This window comes from Microbacterium lacus (assembly GCF_039531105.1).
In the GTDB taxonomy this organism is placed as follows: Bacteria; Actinomycetota; Actinomycetes; order Actinomycetales; family Microbacteriaceae; genus Microbacterium; species Microbacterium lacus.
Map to the genome: position 1 here is coordinate 1362164 of NZ_BAAAPK010000001.1, position 24291 is coordinate 1386454.

22 protein-coding genes are annotated in these 24291 nt (G+C 69.9%); 13 read left to right on the top strand and 9 right to left on the bottom strand.

Annotation, left to right across the window (positions count from 1 at the left end):
• Nucleotides 1–164 precede the first annotated feature (164 nt).
• Together ABD197_RS06360 and dxr are read left to right on the top strand one after the other, a co-directional pair.
• A complete protein-coding gene (locus tag ABD197_RS06360) occupies nucleotides 165–1118 on the top strand; it encodes an FKBP-type peptidyl-prolyl cis-trans isomerase (RefSeq protein WP_344052733.1) in 954 nt (317 codons plus the stop codon).
• 24 nt (nucleotides 1119–1142) lie between these two features.
• Nucleotides 1143–2237, top strand: coding sequence for a 1-deoxy-D-xylulose-5-phosphate reductoisomerase (dxr, locus tag ABD197_RS06365; RefSeq protein ID WP_344052735.1), 1095 nt, complete (start codon nucleotides 1143–1145; stop codon nucleotides 2235–2237).
• A 6-nt stretch (nucleotides 2238–2243) separates the two neighbouring features.
• Here the strand turns inward: dxr and ABD197_RS06370 are convergent, their stop codons facing one another.
• A complete protein-coding gene (locus ABD197_RS06370) occupies nucleotides 2244–3863 on the bottom strand; it encodes a Mur ligase family protein (RefSeq protein WP_344052737.1) in 1620 nt (539 codons plus the stop codon).
• Between the two features lie 64 nt (nucleotides 3864–3927).
• On the opposite strand from ABD197_RS06370, the gene ABD197_RS06375 reads away from it, so the two are divergent.
• The 3 genes from ABD197_RS06375 (at nucleotide 3928) to ABD197_RS06385 (ending at nucleotide 6913) form a co-directional block, all read left to right on the top strand.
• Complete coding sequence (locus ABD197_RS06375; protein ID WP_344052739.1) at nucleotides 3928–5208, top strand: M50 family metallopeptidase; 1281 nt, start codon at nucleotides 3928–3930, stop codon at nucleotides 5206–5208.
• Nucleotides 5209–5288: 80 nt separating this feature from the next.
• A complete protein-coding gene (locus ABD197_RS06380) occupies nucleotides 5289–5657 on the top strand; it encodes a YciI family protein (protein ID WP_344052741.1) in 369 nt (122 codons plus the stop codon).
• Nucleotides 5654–6913, top strand: a complete 1260-nt coding sequence (locus ABD197_RS06385; protein WP_344052743.1) for an RNA polymerase sigma factor — start codon at nucleotides 5654–5656, stop codon at nucleotides 6911–6913. Before ABD197_RS06380 ends, ABD197_RS06385 begins: the two co-directional genes overlap by 4 nt.
• Here the strand turns inward: ABD197_RS06385 and ABD197_RS06390 are convergent.
• Nucleotides 6904–8835, bottom strand: coding sequence for an anthranilate synthase family protein (locus ABD197_RS06390; RefSeq protein WP_344052745.1), 1932 nt, complete (start codon nucleotides 8833–8835; stop codon nucleotides 6904–6906). The genes ABD197_RS06385 and ABD197_RS06390 overlap by 10 nt on opposite strands.
• A 196-nt stretch (nucleotides 8836–9031) precedes the next feature.
• Here ABD197_RS06390 and ispG point away from each other — a divergent pair, with 196 nt between their 5' ends.
• The gene (ispG, locus tag ABD197_RS06395; RefSeq protein WP_344052747.1) at nucleotides 9032–10183 is read left to right on the top strand and encodes a flavodoxin-dependent (E)-4-hydroxy-3-methylbut-2-enyl-diphosphate synthase; all 1152 of its coding nucleotides are present in this window, start codon (nucleotides 9032–9034) and stop codon (nucleotides 10181–10183) included.
• A gap of 84 nt (nucleotides 10184–10267) precedes the next feature.
• Here the strand turns inward: ispG and ABD197_RS06400 are convergent, their stop codons facing one another.
• The 4 genes from ABD197_RS06400 to pcp are packed head-to-tail and all read right to left on the bottom strand — an operon-like array spanning nucleotide 10268 to nucleotide 13414.
• Nucleotides 10268–11050 (bottom strand): NADH:ubiquinone oxidoreductase subunit 4 (chain M), encoded by a 783-nt coding sequence (locus ABD197_RS06400; protein ID WP_344052750.1) that lies wholly within the window; start codon nucleotides 11048–11050, stop codon nucleotides 10268–10270.
• Between the two features lie 5 nt (nucleotides 11051–11055).
• Entirely contained in the window at nucleotides 11056–12075 is a 1020-nt protein-coding gene (locus tag ABD197_RS06405) for a 1-aminocyclopropane-1-carboxylate deaminase (protein WP_344052752.1), read from the bottom strand.
• Complete coding sequence (locus tag ABD197_RS06410; protein ID WP_344052754.1) at nucleotides 12072–12737, bottom strand: GntR family transcriptional regulator; 666 nt, start codon at nucleotides 12735–12737, stop codon at nucleotides 12072–12074. Before ABD197_RS06410 ends, ABD197_RS06405 begins: the two co-directional genes overlap by 4 nt.
• A gap of 44 nt (nucleotides 12738–12781) precedes the next feature.
• Complete coding sequence (gene pcp / locus ABD197_RS06415) at nucleotides 12782–13414, bottom strand: pyroglutamyl-peptidase I (RefSeq protein ID WP_344052755.1); 633 nt, start codon at nucleotides 13412–13414, stop codon at nucleotides 12782–12784.
• Between the two features lie 85 nt (nucleotides 13415–13499).
• On the opposite strand from pcp, the gene ABD197_RS06420 reads away from it, so the two are divergent.
• Genes ABD197_RS06420 through ABD197_RS06435 form a run of 4 tightly spaced genes read left to right on the top strand, consistent with a single transcriptional unit; the run spans nucleotide 13500 to nucleotide 18063 of the window.
• Nucleotides 13500–14036 (top strand): RNA polymerase sigma factor, encoded by a 537-nt coding sequence (locus ABD197_RS06420; RefSeq protein ID WP_344052757.1) that lies wholly within the window; start codon nucleotides 13500–13502, stop codon nucleotides 14034–14036.
• Nucleotides 14027–15154 (top strand): hypothetical protein, encoded by a 1128-nt coding sequence (locus tag ABD197_RS06425; RefSeq protein WP_344052759.1) that lies wholly within the window; start codon nucleotides 14027–14029, stop codon nucleotides 15152–15154. The genes ABD197_RS06420 and ABD197_RS06425 overlap by 10 nt, the downstream gene beginning before the upstream one ends.
• A gap of 40 nt (nucleotides 15155–15194) precedes the next feature.
• The gene (locus ABD197_RS06430) at nucleotides 15195–16964 is read left to right on the top strand and encodes a proline--tRNA ligase (protein ID WP_344052761.1); all 1770 of its coding nucleotides are present in this window, start codon (nucleotides 15195–15197) and stop codon (nucleotides 16962–16964) included.
• Between the two features lie 34 nt (nucleotides 16965–16998).
• Nucleotides 16999–18063: an LOG family protein gene (locus ABD197_RS06435; protein WP_344052763.1), complete on the top strand. Its 1065-nt coding sequence runs from the start codon at nucleotides 16999–17001 to the stop codon at nucleotides 18061–18063.
• Here the strand turns inward: ABD197_RS06435 and ABD197_RS06440 are convergent.
• Nucleotides 18053–18559, bottom strand: a complete 507-nt coding sequence (locus tag ABD197_RS06440) for a pyridoxamine 5'-phosphate oxidase family protein (RefSeq protein ID WP_344052765.1) — start codon at nucleotides 18557–18559, stop codon at nucleotides 18053–18055. The two genes, ABD197_RS06435 and ABD197_RS06440, sit on opposite strands and share 11 nt — an antisense overlap.
• A gap of 54 nt (nucleotides 18560–18613) precedes the next feature.
• Nucleotides 18614–19435, bottom strand: coding sequence for a DUF1206 domain-containing protein (locus ABD197_RS06445; RefSeq protein WP_344052767.1), 822 nt, complete (start codon nucleotides 19433–19435; stop codon nucleotides 18614–18616).
• Nucleotides 19436–19489: 54 nt separating this feature from the next.
• Here ABD197_RS06445 and ABD197_RS06450 point away from each other — a divergent pair, with 54 nt between their 5' ends.
• Complete coding sequence (locus ABD197_RS06450) at nucleotides 19490–21334, top strand: lipase family protein (RefSeq protein ID WP_344052770.1); 1845 nt, start codon at nucleotides 19490–19492, stop codon at nucleotides 21332–21334.
• 4 nt (nucleotides 21335–21338) lie between these two features.
• Here ABD197_RS06450 and ABD197_RS06455 read toward each other — a convergent pair whose 3' ends face one another.
• Nucleotides 21339–22868, bottom strand: a complete 1530-nt coding sequence (locus ABD197_RS06455) for an alanine/glycine:cation symporter family protein (protein ID WP_344052772.1) — start codon at nucleotides 22866–22868, stop codon at nucleotides 21339–21341.
• A gap of 131 nt (nucleotides 22869–22999) precedes the next feature.
• Between ABD197_RS06455 and nusA the strand changes: the two genes are divergently transcribed.
• Together nusA and ABD197_RS06465 are read left to right on the top strand one after the other, a co-directional pair.
• The gene (nusA, locus tag ABD197_RS06460) at nucleotides 23000–23986 is read left to right on the top strand and encodes a transcription termination factor NusA (protein WP_344052774.1); all 987 of its coding nucleotides are present in this window, start codon (nucleotides 23000–23002) and stop codon (nucleotides 23984–23986) included.
• 29 nt (nucleotides 23987–24015) lie between these two features.
• Complete coding sequence (locus tag ABD197_RS06465; protein ID WP_344055807.1) at nucleotides 24016–24288, top strand: YlxR family protein; 273 nt, start codon at nucleotides 24016–24018, stop codon at nucleotides 24286–24288.
• Nucleotides 24289–24291: the final 3 nt, after the last annotated feature.

Genomic DNA, 24291 nt, shown 5'->3' on the forward strand with positions numbered 1-24291 from the left:
GCGAGCGCGGAGCCGGCTTCTGTGGAATCGGGAGCGTCCGCGGAAGTCACCCGTCGAGGGTACTCCCGATTCCATACCCTCACCGGCATGGTGTCCTCTCAGCCGGGACAGAGGAATCGTGGGGGAAGATGGTCACTTCCCTTCCCTTCATCCTGAGGATCACTGTGCGCATTCGCCCGCTCGTCGCCCTTTCCGCCATCGCGCTGTCCGGCGTCCTCCTCGCCGGGTGCGCGTCCAGCGCGCCGACGGCCGACGAGAGCCCCACGGCCGCACCGGTCGTGGACCTGTGCAGCGCCGCGGCGCCGTCCGGCGCGGCATCGGATGCCGTCACCGTGGAGGGTGAGGTGGGCCAGGAGTCGACCGCGACGTTCACGTCGCCGCTGGAGATCACGAACCTGCAGACCACCGTCGTGGAAGAGGGATCGGGCGACCCGGTGGAATCCGGCGAGCTGGTCACGTACGCGCTGAGCGCCTTTAATGCGGAGACCGGCGAGAAGCTGGGCGCGATCGGATACGACGGCAACCCGGTGCTGCCCGTGCAGATCTCGCCCGACAACCCGATCGGCCAGATCCTCGGGTGCGCGACTCCCGGAACGCGGGTCGTCGTCGCCTATCCGCCCGCCGACCCCAACCCGGGCCAGGTGTACGTGTTCGACTTCGTCTCGACGGTGCCGGATGCCGCATGGGGCGAGCCGCAGGAGCCCCAGGCCGGACTGCCGGAGGTCACCCTCGCCGATGACGGCGCCCCGACCATCGAGATCCCGAGCGGCGACGCGCCCGCCGATCTGCAGCTGGAGACCCTGAAGAAGGGCGACGGCGCCACCGTCGAATCGGGCGACACCGTCCTCGTCCAGTACACCGGCGTGAAGTGGTCGGACGGTTCGGTGTTCGACTCGAGCTGGGAGAACGGGGCACCCGCGTCCTTCCAGACGACCGGGGTCGTGGACGGCTTCCGGCAGGCGCTGGAGGGCCAGACGGTCGGTTCGCAGGTGCTCGTGGTCATCCCGCCCGCGCTCGGCTACGGCGAGGCCGGCTCGTCCGAGAACGAGCTCGCCGGTGAGACGCTCGTCTTCGTCGTCGACATCCTCGGCACGCAGCACCAGGCGCCCGCTCAGTAAGCGCGGGCTGGCTAGTCTGGCCTCATGCGTCGCGTCCTCATCCTCGGTTCCACCGGTTCGATCGGCACGCAGGCGCTCGAGGTGATCCGCGCGAACACGGAACGCTTCGAGGTCGTGGGGCTCGCGGCCGGATCCGACCGTGTTCAGCTGCAGACGCAGGCCGAGCAGTTCGGCGTGGAGCACACGGCGCTCGGCGCCGCGGAGGCCGAGCAGCTCGTCCGCGACGTCGACGCCGATGTGGTGCTCAACGGGATCACCGGGTCGGTCGGTCTCGGCCCGACGCTCGCGGCGTTGGAGAGCGGACGCACGCTCGCCCTCGCGAACAAGGAATCGCTCATCGTGGGCGGTGACCTCGTGACGGCGATCGCGCGCCCGGGTCAGATCGTCCCGGTCGACTCCGAGCATTCCGCGATCGCGCAGGCGCTTCGGGCGGGGGAGCGCGGCGAAGTGCGACGGCTGGTGCTGACCGCGTCCGGCGGCCCCTTCCGCGGACGCAGCCGTGCGTCCCTCGAGGCCGTCACTCCCGCCGAGGCGCTCGCCCACCCGACGTGGGACATGGGCCGCGTCGTCACGACGAACTCGGCGACCCTGGTGAACAAGGGGCTCGAGGTCATCGAGGCGCACCTGCTGTTCGACGTCGACTACGCGCACATCGACGTCGTCGTGCATCCGCAGTCGGTCGTGCACTCGATGGTCGAGTTCCTCGACGGTTCGACGATCGCCCAGGCCTCACCGCCGGACATGCGGCTGCCGATCTCGCTCGGCCTCGATTGGCCGCATCGCGTGGCCGGCGTGGGCCGGCCGATCGACTGGTCGGTCGCGACGTCGTGGACCTTCGAACCGCTCGACGACGAGGCGTTCCCCGCGGTCCGGCTCGCAAAGAAGGTCGGACGGGCGGGCGGCAGCTATCCCGCCGTCTTCAACGCCGCGAACGAACAGGCGGTCGACGCATTCCACGACGGGCGCCTGCCGTTCACCGGCATCGTCGAGCTCATCGAGCGCGTCGTGGAGACGCACGACCCCGAGGCGACGGTCGGTTCGACGCTGACGCGCGACTCGCTCGCCGAGGCGGAGCGGTGGGCGCGGGATGCCGCGGATCGGGCGATCGCGGCAGGCTGAGTCCGCTCAGTCGGGGTACGGCACCGGCCAGTGCGGCTCGGGGACGGGCCACCCGGCGTCGCGCAGCGCGCGGCGGGCGAGTTCGCGCGCCGAATAGGGCGTGCGGACGCCGCGGATGTCGCGATAGTCCTGATGACCAGGCCCCGCCCACAGGATCGCGTCGCCGTCGCCGACGAGGGCGACCGCCTCGACGATCGCGACCTCGGGGGGTGAGAACTCGTGGATCTCGGCATCCGGTCGCGCACGCCTCGCGCCCTCGATCAGCGTCGCGCGGATCGAGTCGATGTCCTCGAAGCGCGGGTGGTGGTCGGTGACGACCAGGATGTCGCTGCCGAGGACCGCGGTGCGGCCCATGTCGTGGCGCTTCGTGGCGTCGCGGTCGCCGTCCGCTCCGAAGAGCATGACCACTTTGCCGGGCGTGACCCGGCGGACGGCGGCGAGCGTCTTCTCGAACGCGTCCGGTGAGTGGCCGAAGTCGACGTACACCGCGGGCCCTCGGTCCCCGGACACTCGCTCCGTGCGGCCGGGAAGGTAGGCCCGGATCCCGCCGTCGCCCGTCAGGGTCGCCACGATCCGCTCCCACGCGTAGCCGGCCTCGAGCAGCATCACGATCGCGAGACCCGCGTTCGCGGCCATGTGCCGGCCGATCACGGGCACGATCGTGGTGAGTGTGCGACCGTCGGCGGCCGTCAGGCGGAATTCCGTCCCGGTCTGACGCTCGTGCACGATCTCCACGACCCAGTCCGCCCGCGCGGCCGCATCCGGGTCCGTGGCGATCGCCGGGGTGCCGACGGTGACGAACGGGATCTCGCAGCGCTCCTGCACCTCGGCGGCGGCATCCGAATCGAGCGAGATCACGGCGCGGCGCGCGCGATCGGGACGGAAGAGGGGGAGCTTGGCCTCGAGGTACTCGCGCATGTCGGCGTAGTCGTCGAGGTGGTCGTGCGTGAGGTTCGTGAACGCGGCGACGTCGAAGACGATGCCGTCCACACGTCGACGGCTGAGCGCCTGCGCGCTGACCTCGACCACGACCGCCTCGACGCCGCGTTCGCGCATGAGCGCCAGGAGCGCGTGCATCTCGTACGCCTCGGGCGTGGTCAGCCGCGAGACGACGATCTGACCGGCGATGTGCCGCTCGGCGGTCGAGGACAGTCCCGTGACGACTCCGAGCTGGCCGAGGATCCCTTCGAGCAGGTGGGACACGCTCGTCTTGCCGTTCGTGCCGGTCGTTCCGAACAGCAGCGGCAGATCGTCGTCGCGGCCGGTGCCGTAGACCCATGCGGACAGGTCGCCGAGGATGCCGCGTGGGTCATCGACGACGATGACCGGGAGCCCGGTCCCGGCGGCGGCGTCCGCGCCCTCCGCGTCCGTGACGACGGCGACCGCGCCCTTCTCCGCAGCGGATGCCGCGAAGTCGGCGCCGTGCCGGTTCACCCCGCGGACGGCGACGAACACATCACCCGGACGCAGGTCCGCGGTCGCGAGGGTCAACCCGGTGAGGGTGGCGTCGCCGATCTCGCCGCGGACGTCCCGGGCGTACCGATCGGCCAGCTCCCGCAGAGGGTGGGTCGGCGGGTGGTCCGGGCGCAGCACGGGGGGCAGGTGGGAGGGAAGGTCGTTCGCCATGGCCTGACCATCCTCTCATCCGCCTGCTCGGCTGACTCAAAGCCGCCGCGAGTACCGTGGGCGTGTGGAAGCCATCGCGTTCGTCATCGGCGTCGTGCTCATGATCGTGGGCCTGGCGGTCTCGATCGCCCTGCACGAGATCGGGCACCTCGTCCCGGCCAAGAGATTCGGCGTGCGTGTCGGGCAGTACATGATCGGCTTCGGCCCCACCCTGTGGTCGCGCCGCTACGGCGAGACGCAGTACGGCTTCAAGGCGATTCCGCTCGGCGGCTACATCTCGATGGCGGGGATGTACCCGCCGTCTCCCGCCGAGCGCGCGGCGACAGGGCGCGCCGGAGGCGGATTCTTCGCCACGATGGTGCAGGACGCGCGGGCCGCGAACGACGAGACGCTGCAGGGCGACGACGACCGGGTGTTCTACAAGCTCCCTGTGTACAAGCGGGTCATCATCATGCTCGGCGGTCCGGTGATGAACCTGCTCTTCGCGATCGTGCTGTTCTCGATCCTGTTGACCGGGATCGGAGTGCAGACGGCCACGACGACCGTCAGCGCCTTGAGCGAGTGCGTGCCGCAGGCCGGGGTGACCGAGTGCACGTCTTCAGATCCGGCGCCGCCCGCCGCCGCGGCGGGCATCGAGCCGGGCGACACGATCGTGTCGGTGAACGGCACTGCGGTCACCGGGTTCGACGAGGTGTCGAGGATCATCCAGGCCTCGCCGGGCGAGCAGCTCACCCTCGTGATCCAGCGCGACGGTGCGGAGCGCACGGTCACCGTCGTCCCGGCCGCGATCGATGCCACCGGGGCGGACGGGTCGGCCGAACGGATCGGATTCCTGGGGGTGCGCCCGACCGTCGAGTACGAGCGCCAGCCGATCTGGGCGGGGGCCGCTGCGGCGGGCGAGAACGTCGGCGCGGTCGCCGGCATCATGTGGCAGCTGCCCGTGAAGGTGTACCAGACGGCGACGACGCTGATCACGGGTGAGGAGCGCAGCGCCGACAGCCCGCTCAGCATCGTGGGTGCCGGCATCCTGTCGGGGGAGGTCGCCGCCGCGGAGGCGCCGGTGCTCAATCGCGTCGCCGGATTCCTCGGGCTCCTGGCGTCGCTGAACATCGCGCTGTTCGTGTTCAACCTCATCCCGCTGCTTCCGCTGGACGGCGGCCACATCGTGGTCGCCCTGTGGGACGGGCTCAAGCGGTTCCTCGCCAAGCTCTTCCACCGGCCGCCGCCGAAGCCGGTGGATGCGACCAAACTGGTCCCGGTGACGTTCGTCGTCGTGATCGGACTCATCGTGATGGGCGCTGTGCTGATCCTCGCCGACATCTTCAATCCGCTCTCGATCATCTGATTTTCCGCTGTGGTGTCGAAAACGGTCTTGTCCGTTCGCTGAAGGGATGAAACGGTCTCCCTGACGAAAGGACCACCACCGTGAAGTACGTCATCATGTTCACCAGCACTCCGGAACTGGATGCGGCCGTGCCGCCGGAGCGCCAGCAGGAGGTCTACGCCCGCGTCTACGAGTGGTTCGGCGAGCACGCGGCCGTCATCTCCGACTCCGGCGCCGAGCTGCAGCCCGTGGAGACCGCGACCACCGTCCGGCACGCGCCGGAGGGCCCCGTCGTGGTCGACGGGCCGTTCACCGAGGCCCGCGAGGCGGTCGGCGGGTTCACCGTCATCGACGTGGCGGATCTGGACGCGGCGATCGCCCTGGCCCGCAGCTGGCCGATGCTCGAGATCCCCGGAACGTCGGTCGAAGTCCGGCCGATGGTCGTGGACTACAGCCAATTCGAGGAATGACCGACACGGATGCCGCGGCTCCGGGCGCCTTCGACGGCGCCCGGGCTGCGGCATCGGATGTCCTCCTCTCGCGGATCGTGCGTGAGGAGGCCGGCCGGATCGTCGGCTCGCTCACGGCGTGGACCGGCAGCTTCGACGTCGCGGAGGACGCCGTGGCCGAAGCTGTGCTCGAAGCGCTCGCACAGTGGCGGCGCCGGGGGATCCCGGCGAACCCCGGTGGCTGGCTTCTCCAGGCGGCACGGCACAACGCCCTGGACCGCCTCCGTCGCGAGAAGCGTTATCGCGAGAAGCTCGCGCAGCTCGTGGCGGAGCCGACCGTCACGGCAGGCGGACCCGACGTCGACGAGCGTCTGCCGCTGCTGTTCGGATGCTGTCACCCGGCGCTCTCGGCGGACGCCCAGCTCGCCCTCACCCTGCGGGCGGTCTGCGGTCTGACGACGGCTCAGATCGCGCGCGCGACGTTCAGTACGCAGGAGGCGGTGGCGCAACGCATCGTCCGCGCCAAGCGCAAGATCGCCGCGGCCGGGATCCCGATCCGCATCCCGGAGGCGGAGAGTCTGCTCGCCCGCGTGGACATCGTGCTCACCGTCATCTCGGTGATGTACTCCGAAGCGCACCTCGTGGCCGGTGGGGATGCGGGCGCGGACCGCGATCTCGCGGAGGACGCCGTCTGGCTCGCCCGCGTGGTGGCGGCGGCGCTTCCCCGCGAGGCGGAGGCGCAGGGGCTTCTCGCCCTCCTTCTCCTGCACCGGGCCCGCGAAGGCGGGCGCGCCGTCGACGGGGAACTCGTTCTCCTGGCGGCTCAGGACCGCTCACGATGGGACTCCCGGCTCATCGCTGAGGGACGGCGGGCCCTCGCGCGCGCGGCGACGCTCCGCCGCCCCGGCCGATGGCAGCTGCACGCGGCGATCGCCGCCTGCCACTGCGACGCGCGGACGGCGGCGGAGACCGACTGGCTGCAGGTGCTCACGCTGTACGACATGCTCCTCGCGTATGACGCGACGCCCGTCGTCCGCCTCAATCGGGCGGTCGCGCTCGCCGAGGTGGCGGGACCGGCTGCGGCGCTCGCCGAGGTCGATGCCCTGCGCACAGCACTGGAGCGTTCGCACTTGTGGCACGCCGTGCGCGCACGCATGCTGCGCGAGGTCGGCCGGCAAGACGAGGCGCTGGCCGAGGACCTCGTCGCCCTCGAACTGACCGCGAACGAGGCCGAGCGACGACTGCTGGCGGCGCGGGTCGGCGGCGGTCAGGCCTGAACGGGCACGAGCGCGCTCGCGACCAGACGCTCCAAAGTACTCATGCCGTCGCGCGACAGGATCGACTCGAGGTGGCCCTGGATCGAGGCGAACCCGGGCCCGCGCAGGGCGTACACGTCGCCGTCCGCGTCCGCGGACACCTCCGCATCGCCCACCGCCGTCGTACCGGGTTCGACCCGTGCGGTGAACGTGTTGTAGAAGCCGATCGAGGCCGACTGCCCGAACACGTCCACGGTCTTCTGGAGGCCCTGATGCGGAGCATCCAGAGGAGCGAGCGCGATGCCGAACCCGTCGGCGAGGATCTGGTGGCTGAGGCAGACGGCCAGGAGCGGCCGACCCGTCGCGCGGCGGTGGGTGACGACCTCTCGCATGCGGCGCATCCGGGGGGTGCCGGGATCCCGCGGGTCGCCGGGGCCGGGACCGGCGACCACCAGTTCGGCTGCATCGATCTCGTCATCGGTGACCGCGCTCCACGGTATGATGCGGGCATTCAGCCCCAGATGGCGCAGCTGGTGGGCGAGCATCGTGGTGAAGCGATCCTCGGCATCGACCACGACAGCGGAGCGTCCGTGGAACGGACCGCCGCCGGCGAGCGCGTGCTGCGGGTTGAGCCAGAACGACGCGAGTCGCTCGTTGCGGGAGGCCAGGAGCGCCGCGATGCCCGGGTCGTCCGCGAGCGGCAACGGGTCGGCCGTCGGCGCATCCTCGTCGATCACGTCGGCACGCACCTCCAGCGGCCGGTCGCGCGGCACCGCGCCGATCGCGCCCAGCACGCCGGCGGCCTTGCCGTGCGTCTCGCTCACTTCGCCGTAGGGGTCGGAGTGGCGCACGAGCGTCGCACCGACCGGCACTCGCAGACGTCCGTCCTGCAGATAGGCGGTGCGGATGAGGATCGGCGCGTCCAGATCATGCGTGGACTCGCCCGCGAGGATCGCGTCGGTGCGCGGGGTGAACAGCGCGGCCACTCCCGAGTAGTAGCCGCGCGGCGACCGCTCGTGCCGCGTGATGACGGTGCATGCGTTCTGCATGGGGGAGCCGGTCACTGTCGGCGCGAACATCGTCTCGCGGAGGATCTCGCGGGGGTCCAGGCGGCTGCGTCCCCGCAGAACGTACTCCGTGTGGGTGAGCCGCGACATCTCCTTCAGGTGCGGACCGGTGATCCTCCCGCCGTCCGAGCACACGGCGCTCATCATCTTGAGTTCCTCGTCGACGACCATGAAGAGCTCCTCGGTCTCCTTCGTCGACTCCAGGAACTCGGTGAGCGTCTCGATCGTCGCGCCGCCCGCGGGGTGGCGGAACGTGCCCGAGATCGGGTTCATCGTGACCACGCCGTCGCGGGCGCTCACGTGCGCTTCGGGGCTCGCGCCGACGGCCACGTGGTCGCCGGTCACGATCGCGAAGGTCCAGTACGCACCCCGCTCGCCCTCGAGCAGAGCACGGAACCACGTCAGGGCCGCGGTGGCGGCATCCGTGGTCACGCCCGCGGTGAAGTCGCGGCGGATCACGAAGTTCGCGCCCTCGCCCAGACCGATCTCATCGGCGATCACCCGGCGGACGATGTCGGCGTACTCCTCATCGGCGATGTCGAAACCCGGGTCGGCGAGCGGCACCGGGGCCGACGGCAGTTCCGCGATCGCGGCCTCGCGGTCGACGACGCGGTGTTCGCGGACGATCAGGCAGCGCAGCGGCGCCCCGTCGTCGTGGCACTCGAAGCCGCGCTCGCGGACCTGGCGGAACGGCACGAGGGCGAGCACCTCGAGCGGCGCTCCCGCGGCGTCATGCAGCGGGATGTCGCCCAGAAGCTCGACATCGACGACGTCGCCGGTGAGGACTTCGATCGAGCCGGCGTCGCGAGCGATGAGCGCGAAGGGCACGCCGCGGGCGGCGAGGTCGATCAGATCGGCAGGACCGGCGTCGGTCATCGGGGCCTCCGGTGTGGGCGGGCGGTCGCCACGAAACGAAAAAGACCGCCCGGTGGGCGGTCTGTGGTCAGAGAATGCGAACACACCGCCTAGAAGGCGGGCCACCAGGTGCGGTTCGTGCGCATGCGGTCACGATATCAGACCGACGGATGCCGCGATCGCCCGTTCCGAGCCGCTCGCGTCGTAGGCTGGAGGGGTGCCAGCAGTCAATCTCGGGATGCCCAAGGTCCCCGAAACCCTCGCCCCCCGCCGCAAGTCCCGGCAGATCAAGGTGGGCAAGGTGCTCGTCGGCGGCAACGCCCCGATCAGTGTCCAGTCCATGTGCACGACGCCGACCACCAACATCAACGCCACGCTTCAGCAGATCGCCGAGCTGACGGCATCCGGCTGCGAGATCGTGCGCGTCGCCGTCCCGTCGCAGGACGATGCGGACGTGCTGCACATCATCGCGAAGAAGAGCCAGATCCCCGTGATCGCGGACATCCACTTCCAGCCGAAGTACGTCTTCCAGGCGATCGACGCCGGGTGCGCGGCGGTCCGTGTGAACCCCGGGAACATCCGCAAGTTCGACGATCAGGTCGGCGAGATCGCGAAGGCCGCCAAGGATGCCGGTGTCTCGCTGCGCATCGGGGTGAATGCCGGCTCGCTCGATCCGCGTCTGCTGCAGAAGTACGGCAAAGCCACGCCGGAGGCGCTCGCCGAGAGCGCTCGCTGGGAGGCGTCGCTGTTCGAGGAGCACGACTTCCACGACTTCAAGATCTCGGTCAAGCACAACGACCCGGTGATCATGGTGCAGGCCTACCGGCTCCTCGCGCAGATGGGTGACTGGCCGCTGCACCTCGGAGTGACCGAGGCCGGTCCCGCGTTCCAGGGCACGATCAAGAGCGCCACGGCGTTCGGCATCCTGCTCGGCGAGGGCATCGGCGACACGATCCGCGTCTCCCTCTCCGCCCCGCCCGCCGAAGAGGTCAAGGTCGGGCATCAGATCCTCCAGTCGCTGAACCTCCGCGAGCGCAAGCTCGAGATCGTGTCGTGCCCGTCGTGCGGCCGCGCGCAGGTGGATGTCTACACGCTCGCCGACGACGTGACCGAGGGCCTCAAGGACATGACCGTTCCGCTGCGCGTCGCCGTCATGGGCTGCGTCGTGAACGGGCCGGGCGAGGCCCGGGAGGCCGACCTCGGTGTCGCCTCCGGCAACGGCAAGGGGCAGATCTTCGTGAAGGGCCAGGTCATCAAGACCGTGCCCGAGGCGGACATCGTCGCGACGCTCATCGAGGAGGCCAACCGCCTTGCCGCCGAGATGGGGCCGGACGCCCCGCTCGGGACGGCTCAGGTGCTGACGCCCTGAGCCTGCTGCACCTCGCGAGAGGGCAGTAACGCACCTCCCGCACGGCGTGTCGCCCGGCATTCGCGCCCTTTCGCGGCGAGCAGGTCAGGTGAGGGAGAACTCGGCGCGGATCCGGTCCCTGATCTCGACGTACTCGGGGACGTCCCAGAAGAACAGCAGCTTCTCGGCCACCGGCGACGAGTCCTCCGGGCGATCCTCGAGCACGAACGTCATGAAGCTCTCAGCGAAGTCTTCGACGACGTTGGTGGCCGCGTAGTCCGACACGAAGTCCTCCTCGTGCGCGGCGTAGAACGCCGCGGCCGCATCGGGGTCGTCGTCGTCCGGTGTCGGCGCGTCCGACCCGTACGGCAGCCAGAAGCGCTCGTCGAACGCGAGGAGCAGCGAATCCGGGGCGAGGCACCCCTCGGACAGTTCGAGCGTGTCGCACGAGGCGACGTCGGGATCGGCATCCGCGACGCCGAGGCTGAGGATGTGGCCGTATTCGTGGATCAGGGTCGACAGCAGCAGATCCTGATCGTCCGCGAACGCAAGGTTCGCTGCGAGCACCCAGTACTCGGGGTCGTCGGCGCGGTGCACGTAGGCGAGCGTGTCGCTGTCCACGTCATCGCCCGCACGGTATTCGCTCATGGATGACGCCGCGAAGGCGGGGGTGACGACTCGTACGAACAGGTCCCAGACGGTCGCGGCACGCTCGTCGGGTGCCGGCTCGAGGTCGCCCTCCTGCACGGCGTAGACCTCGGCCGTGCCGAAGTCGTCGTCCTCCTGCACCACGGCGCCGCGGGTGCCGGTCGCCGCGCAGCCCGCGAGCAGCAGCACGGCGGCGACGATCGCCGCGACGGCGGCTCCGGCAACCCGGTGCGAGCTCACGGGACTCAGCTCCAGAGCGAGTGGTACGCGTTGATCGCGGGCTGCCCGCCCAGGTGCGCGTAGAGCACGTGCGAATCCTTCGGGATGTCGCCGCTCTGCACGAGGTCGATGAGCCCCGCGAGGGACTTGCCCTCGTACACGGGGTCGGTGATCATCGCCTCCAGCTGGGCGCCGAGGGCCATCGCGTTCATCGTCGACTCCACGGGGATGCCGTACAGATCTCCCGCCCAGCCTTCGAGCACCTGGATCTCGTCGTCGCGCAGGTCACGGCCGAGCTCGATGAGCGCTGCCGTGTTCCGCGCGATGCGCTCGACCTGATCGCGCGTCTTCGACAGGGTGGCCGAGGCGTCGATCCCGAGCACGCGGCGCTTCACGCCGGTGAGGTCCTCCAGGGCCGCGAACCCGGCGATCATGCCGGCGTGCGTCGAACCGGTCACTGTGCAGACGATGACCGTGTCGAACGTGATGCCGAGGGCCCTCTCCTGCTCGGCGACCTCGAACGCCCAGTTGGCGAAGCCGAGTCCGCCGAGCGGATGCTCGGAGGCCCCGGCGGGGATGGGGTACGGCTTGCCGCCGGATGCCTCCACCTCCGCGAGCGCGTTCTTCCACGAGTCGCGCACGCCGATGTCGAAGCCGGCGTCGTCGAGGCGCGAATCCGCGCCCATCATGCGCGAGAGCAGGATGTTGCCGACCTTGTCGTTCACGGGGTCGTCCCAGGGCACCCACTTCTCCTGCACGAGCCGTGCCTTCAGCCCCAGGTGGGCGGCGACGGCGGCGACCTGCCGGGTGTGGTTCGACTGGTATCCGCCGATCGAGACGAGGGTGTCGGCGCCGGACGCGAGGACGTCGGGCACGATGTACTCGAGCTTGCGCACCTTGTTGCCGCCGTACGCGAGGCCGCTGGAGACGTCCTCGCGCTTGGCCCAGACCTGGGCCCCACCGAGATGTTGGGTCAGGCGTTTCAGGTGCTGCAGGGGGCTCGGCCCGAACGTCAGCGGGTAGCGGGGGAATTCGGCCAGTCTCATGCGTCGGGTCCTTCGATCGGGGCGGGTGCGGCAAGGCTCTGCCAGGTCTGTTCGGCGACGCGAGCGGCACCCTCGGCGTCGCCGGCGGCGCACAGGTCGATGAGCGCTCGGTGGCGGGCGACGGATGCCGCTCCTTCGTGCGACGCGAAGCGCAGGCGCTCCGCGCGGTGCAGCACCGGCTCGTACTGCGCGATCACCGCCGCCGCGGCGGCGTTCCCGGACACCTCGACCGCGATGCGGTGGAAGGCCTCGTCGGCGCGGAGGGCGGCATCCGTGTCGCCGGCCCGCTGCGCGGCCGCGAACGCGTCGTTCGCGGCACGCATGCGCTGCAGGTCTTCGGCATCGAGCCGGGGGACCGCTTCGCGGACGACCAGGGCGTGCATCGCGGCGACCACGGCCTGCGCGTCGCGGACCTGGCGGTCCTCCAGCGGTGCGACCACGGTCGACCTGCCGGGGACGGCGCGCACGAGTCCCGCACGCGCGAGCTCCAGCAGCGCCTCGCGCACCGGCGTGCGGCTGACGCCGAGCCAGGTCGCCAATTCGGTGTCGCGCAGCTGCTCCTGCGGGGCGAGCGTGCCGTCGACGATCGCGTCGCGGATCCGCGCGTACACGTCATCGCGGAGGAGGGGACGCGGAGGGAGGGCGACGGAGGGAACCGGCATGCAATATATTGCACACCACGCGCGGCCGTCGCGTCAAACCCGATTCAGTGCAGCGTGCCGCCGGGGAGGTGCTCGTCCACCTGCGCGTCGAGGCTCACCCGGACGATGATCTCGACCGCCCGTGCGATCGCGTCCGCCGTCAGGGCCGGTGCGCCCTGGGGGGCGTGCTCGATGCTCCACGGGACGTGGACGAACCCGGCGCGCACACCCTCCGGCGCGGCGTCCAGCAGGGCGAAGAACGTGTGGTTGCAAACGAACGTCCCTGCCGAATACGACACTTCGGCGGGCGTGCCGGAGGCGAGCACGGCGTGGGCCGCGGACTTGACGGGCAGAGTCGAGAAGTGCGCGGCCGGAGCCCCGGGGACGCTGGGCTCGTCCGTCGGCTGGAACCCGGCGTTGTCGGGGATGCGGGCATCCGCCAGGTTGATCGCGACGCGCTCGACGCCGATCCCGCTCCGCCCGCCCGCGAGCCCCGTCGCGACCACGACGTCCGGCCGATGCTGCGCGAGCAGCTCGCGCATCCGCGCCGCAGCGCCGGCGAACGTGACCGGCAGGACCGCGGTGATCAGCTCCTCCGGGCCGCTCCAGCGGGACGCGACGAGGTGGACGGCCTCCTCTGACGGGTTCACCGCATCGCCGGCGAACGGCTCGAAACCCGTGAGCAGTGCCTTCGTCATCGCTCCAGGCTATGACGGTGGGTCCTCGGGCGGATTTCTTTCCGCGATTCGGGAACCTTTTCGGCTGTGACGGACACTTCTGGGTATGAGCGACGACGATGCTGCCGCGTGGAAACGGGTGCGAGCGGGCGATGAGCTTGCACTGGCAGAGCTGTTCGACCGGCACGAGGCCCGGCTGTTCCGCCACGCGCGTCGCTTGCTGTCCACTCGCGAGGATGCGAAGGATGCGGTGACCGTGGCCTTCTTCGAGCTCTGGCGCCGCCGGGAGTCGGTGCGGCTCGTGGACGGGTCGCCGCTCCCATGGCTCTTGAACACGGTCTCGCACGCGGCCCGCAACCTCGAACGCGCCGGGCGGCGCTACCGGACGCTTCTCACCCGCACACCCGCTGCGTCGCACCACGAAACACCGGTGCTTTCCGATGAGTCCGGCGTTCTCGCGGCACTGAAGCGACTGCCGGCCCGGGAGCAGAGCGTGATCGTGCTCACCGTGCTCGAGGGCTACCCCGATCGTGCCGCGGCCGAGACCCTGGGCATCCCGGTCGGCACCGTGAAGTCCCGACTCGCCCGCGCGAAGGCGAAACTGCGCGATGAGATGACCGCGATGGAGGCATCATGGGCCTGAACGACGACGAACTGACGCCTCGCGAGCACCAGCACATCCGGGAGGTCCTGCTATCCGGAGTGCACACGGTCAAGCCGGTGGGCACGCACCGCACGCAGCTCATCGCCGGAGCGCTCGCGATCCTGCTCGTCGCAGGGGTGACCGGGGGAGCGATCGCTGCAGCCTCCAACCTCGGCGCCGATAGCGCCGCGGTGACATCGACTCCCTCGCCCACCCCGAGCATCTCCCGAACCCCCGCGCCGAGCCCGACGCCGACGGTCGCACCGGACATTTCCGCCCCCGTCGCCGTCGAGGGAGACTGCGCGTTGCTCCTGTCCGCAGAGGAGGCGAACGAGATCCTCGGTGTCACCGCAGAAGTGCGGCACCCGCTGTCCATCGACGACCCGTCGCTCATCGGCGGTGTGACCTGCACCTGGTCCGCCGTCGACGACACCTACCCGTACCTCTACGTGGCCGCCTACCCGACCGCCGTCGTTCCCGCCGACATCCGGGCGAAAGCCGGGGTGGTGCCCGACTGCCTCGGCGGCGACGAATGCGTTTACTCGGCGGTCTACGGGGACGCGTGGGTCGTGGCGTACGGAGGCGATGCGGACAGAGCAGTGCGCGCCGTCGCGCTCGCCGGACCCCGCGCCCAGAGCGAGCCCGGCGTCCCGGCCGAGCTCCCCGCCGGGTCGTGGCTGCTGCCGGTCTGTGAGGACCTCCGCGCCGTTGTCGCCGCCCACCTTTCGCGCGACGATCTCGGGCCTTATCAGGGCGATGCGAACCCGAGCGGCGTCGTGTACGACCTCGAGGCGGCGAACGGTCTGAGATCGTGGTGCGGGTCCAACGGCTCTCCACCGGCAGAGAACCCGCAGAACCGCCTCGAACTGATCGAGATCGACGTCGGACCGGGCAGTCGCGGCGCATCGGCCGACGCGATTTCGAGCGCCGGGCTGGTCGCGGTGGACGTTCCCGGCGCGACGGCGGCCTGGATCGGTCCGTTGAGCTCCGAGTCCACGGTGATCGTCGCGGCGACGGACCGCAACGCGATCCGCGTGTCGGCTCACTTCCTCGATCGCGAAACCCTCGCCTCGCTGACGGGCGCGCTGATCGCCCACCTCGACGCGAGCGTTCGCTGACGCGGCGCCGACGACAGCCCCGCGTCTAAGCTTGACCCTCGTGGTCACACGTCTCTCGCACTACTTCCTCCGCACGCTCCGCGAAGACCCCGCCGACGCCGAGGTCGCCTCGCACCGGTGGCTCGTCCGCGCCGGGTACATCCGCCGCCAGGCGCCGGGCATCTTCGCGTGGCTGCCGCTCGGCCTGCGGGTCAAGGCGAAGGTCGAAGGCATCATCCGCGACGAGATGACGGCGGCGGGCGCGTACGAGGTGCATTTCCCCGCGCTCCTGCCGCGCGAACCGTACGAGGTCACGGGCCGCTGGGAGGAGTACGGCGACGGCATCTTCCGCCTGCAGGATCGCAAGGGCGCCGACTACCTGCTCGCTCCAACGCACGAAGAGGTCTTCACGCTGCTGGTGAAGGACCTGTACTCGTCGTACAAAGACCTCCCGCTGGCCATCTACCAGATCCAGGACAAGTACCGCGATGAGGCGCGTCCCCGCGCCGGGCTTCTGCGCGGCCGCGAGTTCACGATGAAGGACGCGTACTCCTTCGACTACACGGATGCCGGGCTCGACGCGTCCTACATGGCCCAGCGCGACGCCTATGAGCGCATCTTCGCCAGGCTCGGCCTCGAGTACGTCATCGTTCAGGCGGATGCCGGGGCCATGGGCGGGTCGCGGTCGGAGGAGTTCCTGCACCCGACCGCCGTCGGCGAGGACACGTTCGTCCGGTCCGCCGGCGGCTATGCCGCGAACGTCGAAGCGTTCACGACGGTCGCTCCCGACCCGATCGCCATCGAGGGCCTGCCCGAGCCCGTGATCTTCGACTCGCCCGACACACCGACGATCGCGACGCTCGTCGACCACGCGAACGCTCACCTCGACGCACCCGCCGAGGGGGAGTGGACCGCGGCGCACACGCTCAAGAACGTGGTCTTGGCCCTCACCCACCTCGACGGCACGCGCGAGCTCGTCGTCATCGGCCTCCCGGGTGATCGCGACGTCGACGACAAGCGCGTCGAGGTCGCGTTCGCCCCCGCCGAAGTCGAGCAGGCCACGCCCGAGGACTTCGAGAAGCACCCGCTCCTGGTCAAGGGCTACATCGGTCCGTGGTCGCCCACGGGCGCGATCCTCGGCGAGGAGTCCGCCACCGGCATCCGCTATCTGCTGGACCCCCGCGTCGTCGACGGCACGAGCTGGATCACCGGCGCGAACATCGATCAGAAGCACGTGCACTCGCTCGTCGCCGGCCGTGATTTTGCAGGCGACGGCTTCGTCGAGGTCGCATCGGTGCGCGCGGGCGACCCCGCCCCCGACGGCTCCGGTCCGGTGGAACTCGCGCGCGGCATGGAGATCGGCCACGTCTTCCAGCTCGGCCGAAAGTACGCCGACGCGCTGGGGCTGAAAGTCCTCGATGAGAACGGCAAGCTCGTCACCGTCACGATGGGCTCGTACGGCATCGGGGTCACACGCATCCTCGCGATCATCGCCGAGCTCAACAACGACGAGAAGGGACTCATCTGGCCGGCATCCGTATCACCGTTCGACGTCCACGTCGTGGCGGCGGGGCGCGACGCCGTCGCGTTCGAGGTCGCCGAGGACCTCGCGAAGGAACTCGAGGCCGCCGGCAAGGATGTCCTGCTCGATGATCGACCGAAAGTGTCGCCGGGTGTGAAGTTCGGCGATGCCGAGATCGTGGGCGTGCCGAAGATCGTCATCGTCGGGCGAGGTGCCGCGGACGGTCAGGTCGAGCTGTGGGATCGCCGCAGCGGGGATCGCGAGACCATCTCGATCGCGGATGCCGTCGGCCGACTGACCGTCGGCTGATCCGCTCACGCGCGGAGCGTGGGAGGCTGGAGGCGTGTCCGAATCCGGTGCCCCCATCCCCGCCGAGGTCACCGAGGCCGTCCGCGGAGTGCTGGAGCATGCCGGCATCACGACCGACGCGGACCTCGTCGCCCGCATCCTCACCACGGGCGTCGGGCTGGGGATGGATCGCACCAGTCGGCTGGATCTGAAGATCACTTCCGCCGCACTGACCGAGATGCGGGCAGCGTTCCGGCTGTTCGCCCCCTTCGAGGACGTGCCGAAGGCGACGATCTTCGGGTCGGCGCGGACTCGACCGGATGACGAGCTCTACCTCGCCACGATGCGGGTCGCACGTGCCCTGGCCGAACGCGGATGGATGGTGGTGACCGGCGCGGGTCCCGGCATCATGCAGGCGGCCGCGGAGGGGGCGGGCGTGGACCACTCGATCGGGGTGTCGATCCGGCTGCCGTTCGAGGACAAGCCGAATGCACTCCTGGCGCGCAGCGCCAACAACGTCGCGATGAAGTACTTCTTCACGCGCAAGCTCATGCTGGTGAAGGAGTCAACCGGCTTCGTGTGCCTCCCCGGCGGCTTCGGCACGCTCGACGAGATGTTCGAGCTGCTCACCCTGCAACAGACCGGGAAGGCCGAGCCCACTCCGATCGTGCTGCTGGACGAACCCGGCGGCACGTTCTGGGCGGGGCTGCGGCGCTTCGTCGACGAGCAGCTCGTGACGTCGGGCGTGATCTCGCCGCACGATTTCGATCGGGTGCTCATCACGGATTCGGTCGAGGCCGCCGCCGACGAACTGACCGGCTTCTGGCGAAACTACGATTCGCTGCGCTGGGTCGGCGGCCGGCTCGTCCTCCGTCTGCGCGCAGAGCCCACGCCCGAAGAAGTGGACTCGCTCAACGAGCAGTTCGGGTCGCTCGTGCGGGAGGGGCGGATCGAGGCCGGGACGGCGCTCCCGCAAGAGCTGGCCGATGCGGACCGGCCGGACCTGCCTCGTCTGATCCTCACTCCGGATCAGTTCCAGGTGGGGTCCCTCCACCGACTGATCCGCGCGATCAACGAGTTCGACAGCGCGCCGTCCACTCCGGGAGCGGTCAGCAGCTGATCTTCTCGTGCCGCATCGTGTCGTCGGGGGTGTCCTTCGTCACGAGGGCCTTGAGCATGCCCGCCGCCATCACGAGCTTTCCGTGCTTGGGTTCCCAGAACTCGCACTCCACGGGCGTGACCTTCAACAGCGCGATGTCGGGGGTCTCGAGTCCGTCCTCGAACCAGATGTCGAGGGACGCGGTGTACAGCTCCTCCATCTTCGCGCGGTCGTGCACGACCGCAGCGCGGCCCGCGACGGAGACGAAGCGCATTCCTTTCGCGTCGAGGTAGGACAGGCCCACCTCGTGGTCGGCCCGCACTTCGTCCGCCTTCTTCGAGTCGTCCGCCGTGAAGAACCAGATGTCGCCGTTCTCATCCATCTGGCGCGTGCTCATGGGCCGCGAAACGAGGTTGCCGGCGGCATCCTGCGTCGTCAGCATCGTGAAGTCGATGTCCTCCACGAGTTCCTTCAGGCGCACGATCGCCTCGGTCTGGGTCATTCGCTCATCGGTCATGCACCGAGGCTCGCACCCATCTCCGAGGGAGCCAAGGGCTTGACACGGCGTTGGTCACAGACGCGCGAAGCGCGCGCGGAACAGGCAGAAGACCCCGTAGGCGATGAACCCGGCTCCCACGATCGCGACCAGCATCGGGCCGAGCGGAAGCCTCAGGAGCGCCTGCAGGGCGCCGTCGAGACCGCCGGCTGTATCGGCGTCCGCGTCGACGGCCGCGATGACCAGCAGGACGCCGACGATGCCGAGCGCGATCCCCTTCGCGACGAAGCCGATCAGGCCGAGTCCGGCAATCCCACGCCCCGGACCCTCGTCAGGGATGTCGACCTTGTCGCGGAACGAGCGTCGCACGCCCATGACGATGAACGCGATGCCGCCGATCCCGATGCCGATCCCCGCGAGCACGAGCACGACAGACCCACCGGGGATCGACAGAAGACCCGCGCTGGCCGCCTCGGCAGCGGACTCGGCGTCCACGCGGGCGCCGAGCGCCACCGCCGCGGCGATCAGGCCGAGCGCGCCGAAGATCGCCGCCTGACCCCACGCGCCGATGCGCCGGCCCCACTTGCTGAAGAATCCGGTGGCGTTGTCGGCGGGGGCACGCTGCAGGATGCCGTCCACGAGCTGCCAGACGGCCAGAGCCCCCAGCGTGATCGCCGCCGTCCACAGCAGGATGAACCCGAACGGCACGGCGGCGATCGCCATGAGGGCGCCGGACTGGTCGCTCGCGCCGTCGCCTCCGAAGGCGACGATGACGGCGATCGCGCCGATCAGGATATGCAGCAGTCCGTTCGCCGCGTAGCCCCCACGGGCCAGGGCGCGAAGCGGAGCGCTGCGCTCCACCTCGCGCGCCACGCGGCGAGGGGCTGTCGCGTCCATCAGGCCAGGCTACGCGGGCAGGACGGCGTGGCGGTCCGATCTAGGATGGCCCGAGTGAGCGTGCCGTCCCCTCCCGCGGTGCCGAGGCCCCGTCTGCGGCGGGCTCTCCGGCTCATCGAAGCGGCGCCCGCGCCGGCGGCACTCGCGATCGGCATCTCCGTCTTCGCGCTCGGCGTCTTCATCGTGACGCGCCCGCTCACCTCGCTCTGGCTGCTCGCAATCGTGGTCGGGGTCGCTGCGATCCTCGCCGGGGTCCTCGATCTCGCCGACTCCGAGCGCTCCCGCACCGTCTGGTATCGGATCGTGTGCGTCCTGTGGATCGTCGGCGGTCTCGCTGTGCTGCTCTTCGTCGGGCGCAGTCTCGAGATCCTTCCGGCCGTCCTCGCGGTCCTGCTGATCATCGGCGGCCTCGGGTCGCTGGCCGGCGTCCTGCGCGGCCGGGTGAGCGAGCGAGTGCTGTCGGGTGCATCGGGTGTCGCGCAGATCGTCTTCGGAGTCCTCGCGCTCGCGTGGCCCGACCTGACACTCCTGATCGCGGCGGTGCTGTTCGGCGTGCGCACGATCGTCTACGGCGGATCGCTCGTGTGGCGTGCGGGGCGTCGGCTCGCGGGGCGTACGCCGACTCTGAGCGATTCCGGTCGCGGACCGCGCGGTCGCAGGCTCGTGGATGCCGGCCGCTACGCGCTCGCCGTCGTCCTGGTGGTCCTCGCCGGGACCGCCTGGAGCGTGAACGGGTGGCTCGCGGAGGGTGCGCCCGTGATCGACGCGTTCTACAACGCCCCGGCGGATGCTCCCGACGGACCGGGGGAGCTGATCCGCTCGGACGCGTACGCCGGCTCCGCGCCCGCGGACGGCACGGTGCGCCGGATCCTGTACAGCACGACGGATGCCGTCGGCGTGCGCGCCGTGGCCAGCGCTCTGGTCATCATCCCGACCGACCTGCCTCCGGGCCCACGACCCGTCGTGTCCTGGAACTGGGGGACGACCGGGGTCGCACGCGGATGTGCGCCGAGCCTGATGGACTCCACCGCGACCCGGTGGGCGATCCCCGCGGTCTCGGAGGCGCTGCGTCGCGGCTGGGTGGTCGTGGCATCGGACTACACCGGTCGAGGAGCGGCGGGTCGCTTCCCGTATCTGATCGGCGAGGGCGAGGCGCGGTCGAGCCTGGACGCCATCCGCGCGGCGGGCGAGTTGGAGGACGTCCGTCTCTCCCGCGACGTCGTGGTGTGGGGGCACTCACAGGGCGGGCACGCCGCCCTGTGGACCGATCCGGTCGCGGCCGAGTACGCGCCCGAGCTGCGCATCCTCGGCACGGCGGCGCTCGCTCCGGTGACCGATCCTCTGGCGATGGCGCGCGAGCTCGCGGGCCGCGATGCCGGCGCGGAGCTGTCGATCCTCGTTTCCTGGGTGCTCGTGCCGTACGCGGACGTGTACCCCGACGTCAACGTCGAGGATTACGTGGTCACCTCCGGCCGATCGATCGTCCGGGAGATGACCCAGCGGTGCCTCAGCGAACCGGGTCTGTTCGTGTCGGCGATCACGTCGCTCGGTGTGTCCGCCGACAGGCCCCTGTATCCCGCGAACCTGACCGCGGGCGCACTCGGCCGACGGCTCGAACAGAACCGTGCGATCGGTCCGTGGCGCGGCCCCGTGCTGATCGGATGGTCGGATCAGGACGAGGTGATCCCGTCCGATCTGCCCGAGCACTTCGTCCGTGACGCCTGTGCGGCGGGACTGCCGGTCCGGTGGGTGGAGTTCGCGACCGGCGACCACCGCTCGCTCATCGTCCCCTCATCGGGATTCCTGCGGACGCTCGTGCGCTGGACGGATGACCGGTTCTCCGGGTCCGACGCACCGGCTTCCGATTGCGCCCGCTACGCCGTCGACGCCGAGGAGTGACGGGCTAGCCGAAGGGGTCGGCGTCGCGATCCGCGGTGGCGCGGTGCAGGTGATCGCGGTGCTTCTGAGCCTCGTGGTCCCTCGTGGGAAGGTCCACCGGCCCCGTGACGGACAGCTCGTCCTCCCACACCGCGATCCCGTCCACATCGGGCATGAGCGCGCGCGTGAAGATGGGGTTCCGCCCGGCGCGACGCTGAGCGGTGTAGTCCTTCAGCAGCCGGAAGGCGATGCCCGACAGCAGGGCGATCGCGATCAGGTTGACCAGCGCCATGAGCCCCATCGCTCCGTCGGCGAAGTTCCAGACCACGTCGGCCGAGATCACCGATCCGACGAAGACCGCCACCACCGCCAGCAGCCGGTACGCGGTCAGCACGGCCGGACGCGGCGTGATGAATTCGATGTTGGATTCGCCGTAGTAGTAGTTGCCGAGGATCGAGCTGAACGCCAGAAGGAAGATGATCACGCTCAACAGCACGTTCGACCACTCGCCGAGCGTGCTCGTCATCGCGCCCTGTGTGAGTCCGATCCCGCGCCCGGCCTCGGAGAGATCGGGAACGGAGACCAGGATGATGAACGCCGTGATCGAGCACACCAGGAAGGTGTCGAAATAGACGCCGAGGGTCTGGACGAGGCCCTGCTTGACGGGGTGGGTGACCGCCGCCGTCGCCCCGGCGTTCGGAGCGGAACCGAGACCCGCCTCGTTGGAGAACATCCCACGCTTGACTCCGGTGAGGATGATGTAGCCGAGACTCGCCCCCACGACTTCGTTGAAGCCGAACGCCTCCGTGAAGATCGAGGCGAAGGCCGCGGGGATGCGGTCGGCATGGATCACGAGGATGACGATCCCGACGATCAGGTACAGCAGCGCCATGGCAGGGACCAGCAGCTGTGTCACCGAGGCGATCCGACGGACGCCGCCGAAGATGACCAGGGCCATCAGGACCGCCAGCCCGATGCCGACTCCCCAGGGCAGCCAGCCTGCGGAGTCCTCACCGAAGCTGCCGGCGAGGGTGGCCTGGATCGTGTTGGCCTGGAGGGAGCTGAAGGCGATCGGGAAGCAGACGATCAGGATGACCGCGAACAGGACGCCCATCCAGCGTGCCTTGAGCCCCCGCTGCATGTAGTAGGCGGGTCCGCCTCGGAAGCCGTCCTTGTCACGGATCTTGAAGAGTTGGGCGAGGGAGGACTCGATGAAGCTCGAGGAGCCTCCGATGAAGGCCATCAACCACATCCAGAACACCGCTCCCGGGCCGCCGATGGCGATCGCCGTGCCCACCCCGGCGATGTTGCCGACTCCCACCCGTGAGGCCGCAGAGATGGTGAAGGCCTGGAATGCCGACACCGACTGCGGGCGCCCGCCCGCATCGCGCGGGGTCTTGTCGGTGAGGGTGCGGAACATCTCGGGGATGAGCCGGAACTGCACGACCCCGGATCGCAGCGTGAAGTACAGGCCGAGCAGGATCACGCCCGGCAGGACCACCCACGTCCACAGCGCGTCGCCCCAGGTCAGCAGCCATTCGTTGATCGCATCCATGGGGTCAGTATGGCGGGCGGGCGCTGAGGCTGACCAGCAGCCGCCCAGAACACCGCGGCCGGCATCCGGTACCCTGGACGGATGCCGCGCGCCGCTCGCGCGACGGCGACAGCTGAATAGGGAGGTCACTCATGGACATCGATCTGTCACTCTTGCGGACGATTGAGCGAGAGAAGGAGATCCCCTTCGATGAGCTCGCGCGCATCATCGAACAGGCGATCCTGACCGCCTACGCCAAGCACACCTCGCCGACCGGCGAACTGCCCGCCGGCGCCCGCGCGGTCCTCGATCGCAAGACGGGTCACGTCGCGGTCTTCTTGCCGCTCACGGACGACGAGGGCGCGATCATCGGCGAAGAGGAGAGCAGCCCGGACGACTTCGGGCGCATCGCGGCTTTCGCTGCGAAGCAGGTCATCAGCCAGCGGCTGCGGGACATCGCCGACGACGCGGTGCTGGGCGAGTTCCGGGGCAAGGAGGGCGACATCGTCGCCGGTATCGTGCAGCAGGGGCCGAACCCCCGCATGGTGCACGTCGATCTCGGATCCATCGAGGCGATTCTCCCGCCCGAGGAGCAGGTCGCGGGGGAGGACTACGCGCACGGCTCCCGTCTGCGCGTCTACGTCACGTCCGTGGCCAAGGGCACGAAGGGTCCGCAGATCACGGTGTCGCGGACGCACCCGGGGCTCGTGCGCAAACTGTTCGCGCTCGAAGTGCCCGAGATCAACGCGGGGCTCGTCGAGATCGTCTCGCTCGCCCGCGAAGCCGGGCACCGCACGAAGATCGCGGTGCGTGCGACGGATCCCACGATCAATGCGAAGGGCGCGTGCATCGGTGAGCTCGGTCGACGCGTGCGGGCGGTGACCGAGGAACTGGGCGGCGAGAAGATCGACATCGTCGATTACGACGCCGAGCTGGCGAAGTTCGTCGCGAACGCGCTGTCGCCGGCGAAGGTCACCTCGAGCTTCATCCTCGATGCCTCCACGAAGGCGGTGCGGGCGCTCGTCCCCGACTACCAGCTGTCGCTCGCGATCGGCAAGGAGGGGCAGAACGCGCGCCTCGCCGCCAAGCTCACAGGCGCCAAGATCGACATCCAGCCGGACAGCGTCCTGGAGTCCTGAGGCATGCCCCGTCCGCCCCGAGGTGTAAGATAGAGCCCGTACGGACGTGCGTCGGATGCCGCACGCGTGCCCCCCGGTCCGCGCTCCTCAGAGTCGTGGCCGTCGATCACACCCTCATCGCAGATGTCGGCGCGTCGATGCCGGGGCGGGGCGCGTGGGTGCACGACAGCACGGAATGCATGGATGCCGCTCTGCGGCGACGCGCTTTCGTACGGGCATTGCGTGTGTCAGGTCCTCTGGATACGCAGACCTTCGAGAAACGGCTGAACGGCTATGGAAACAAAGTGAACGGCTCGAAATGAGAC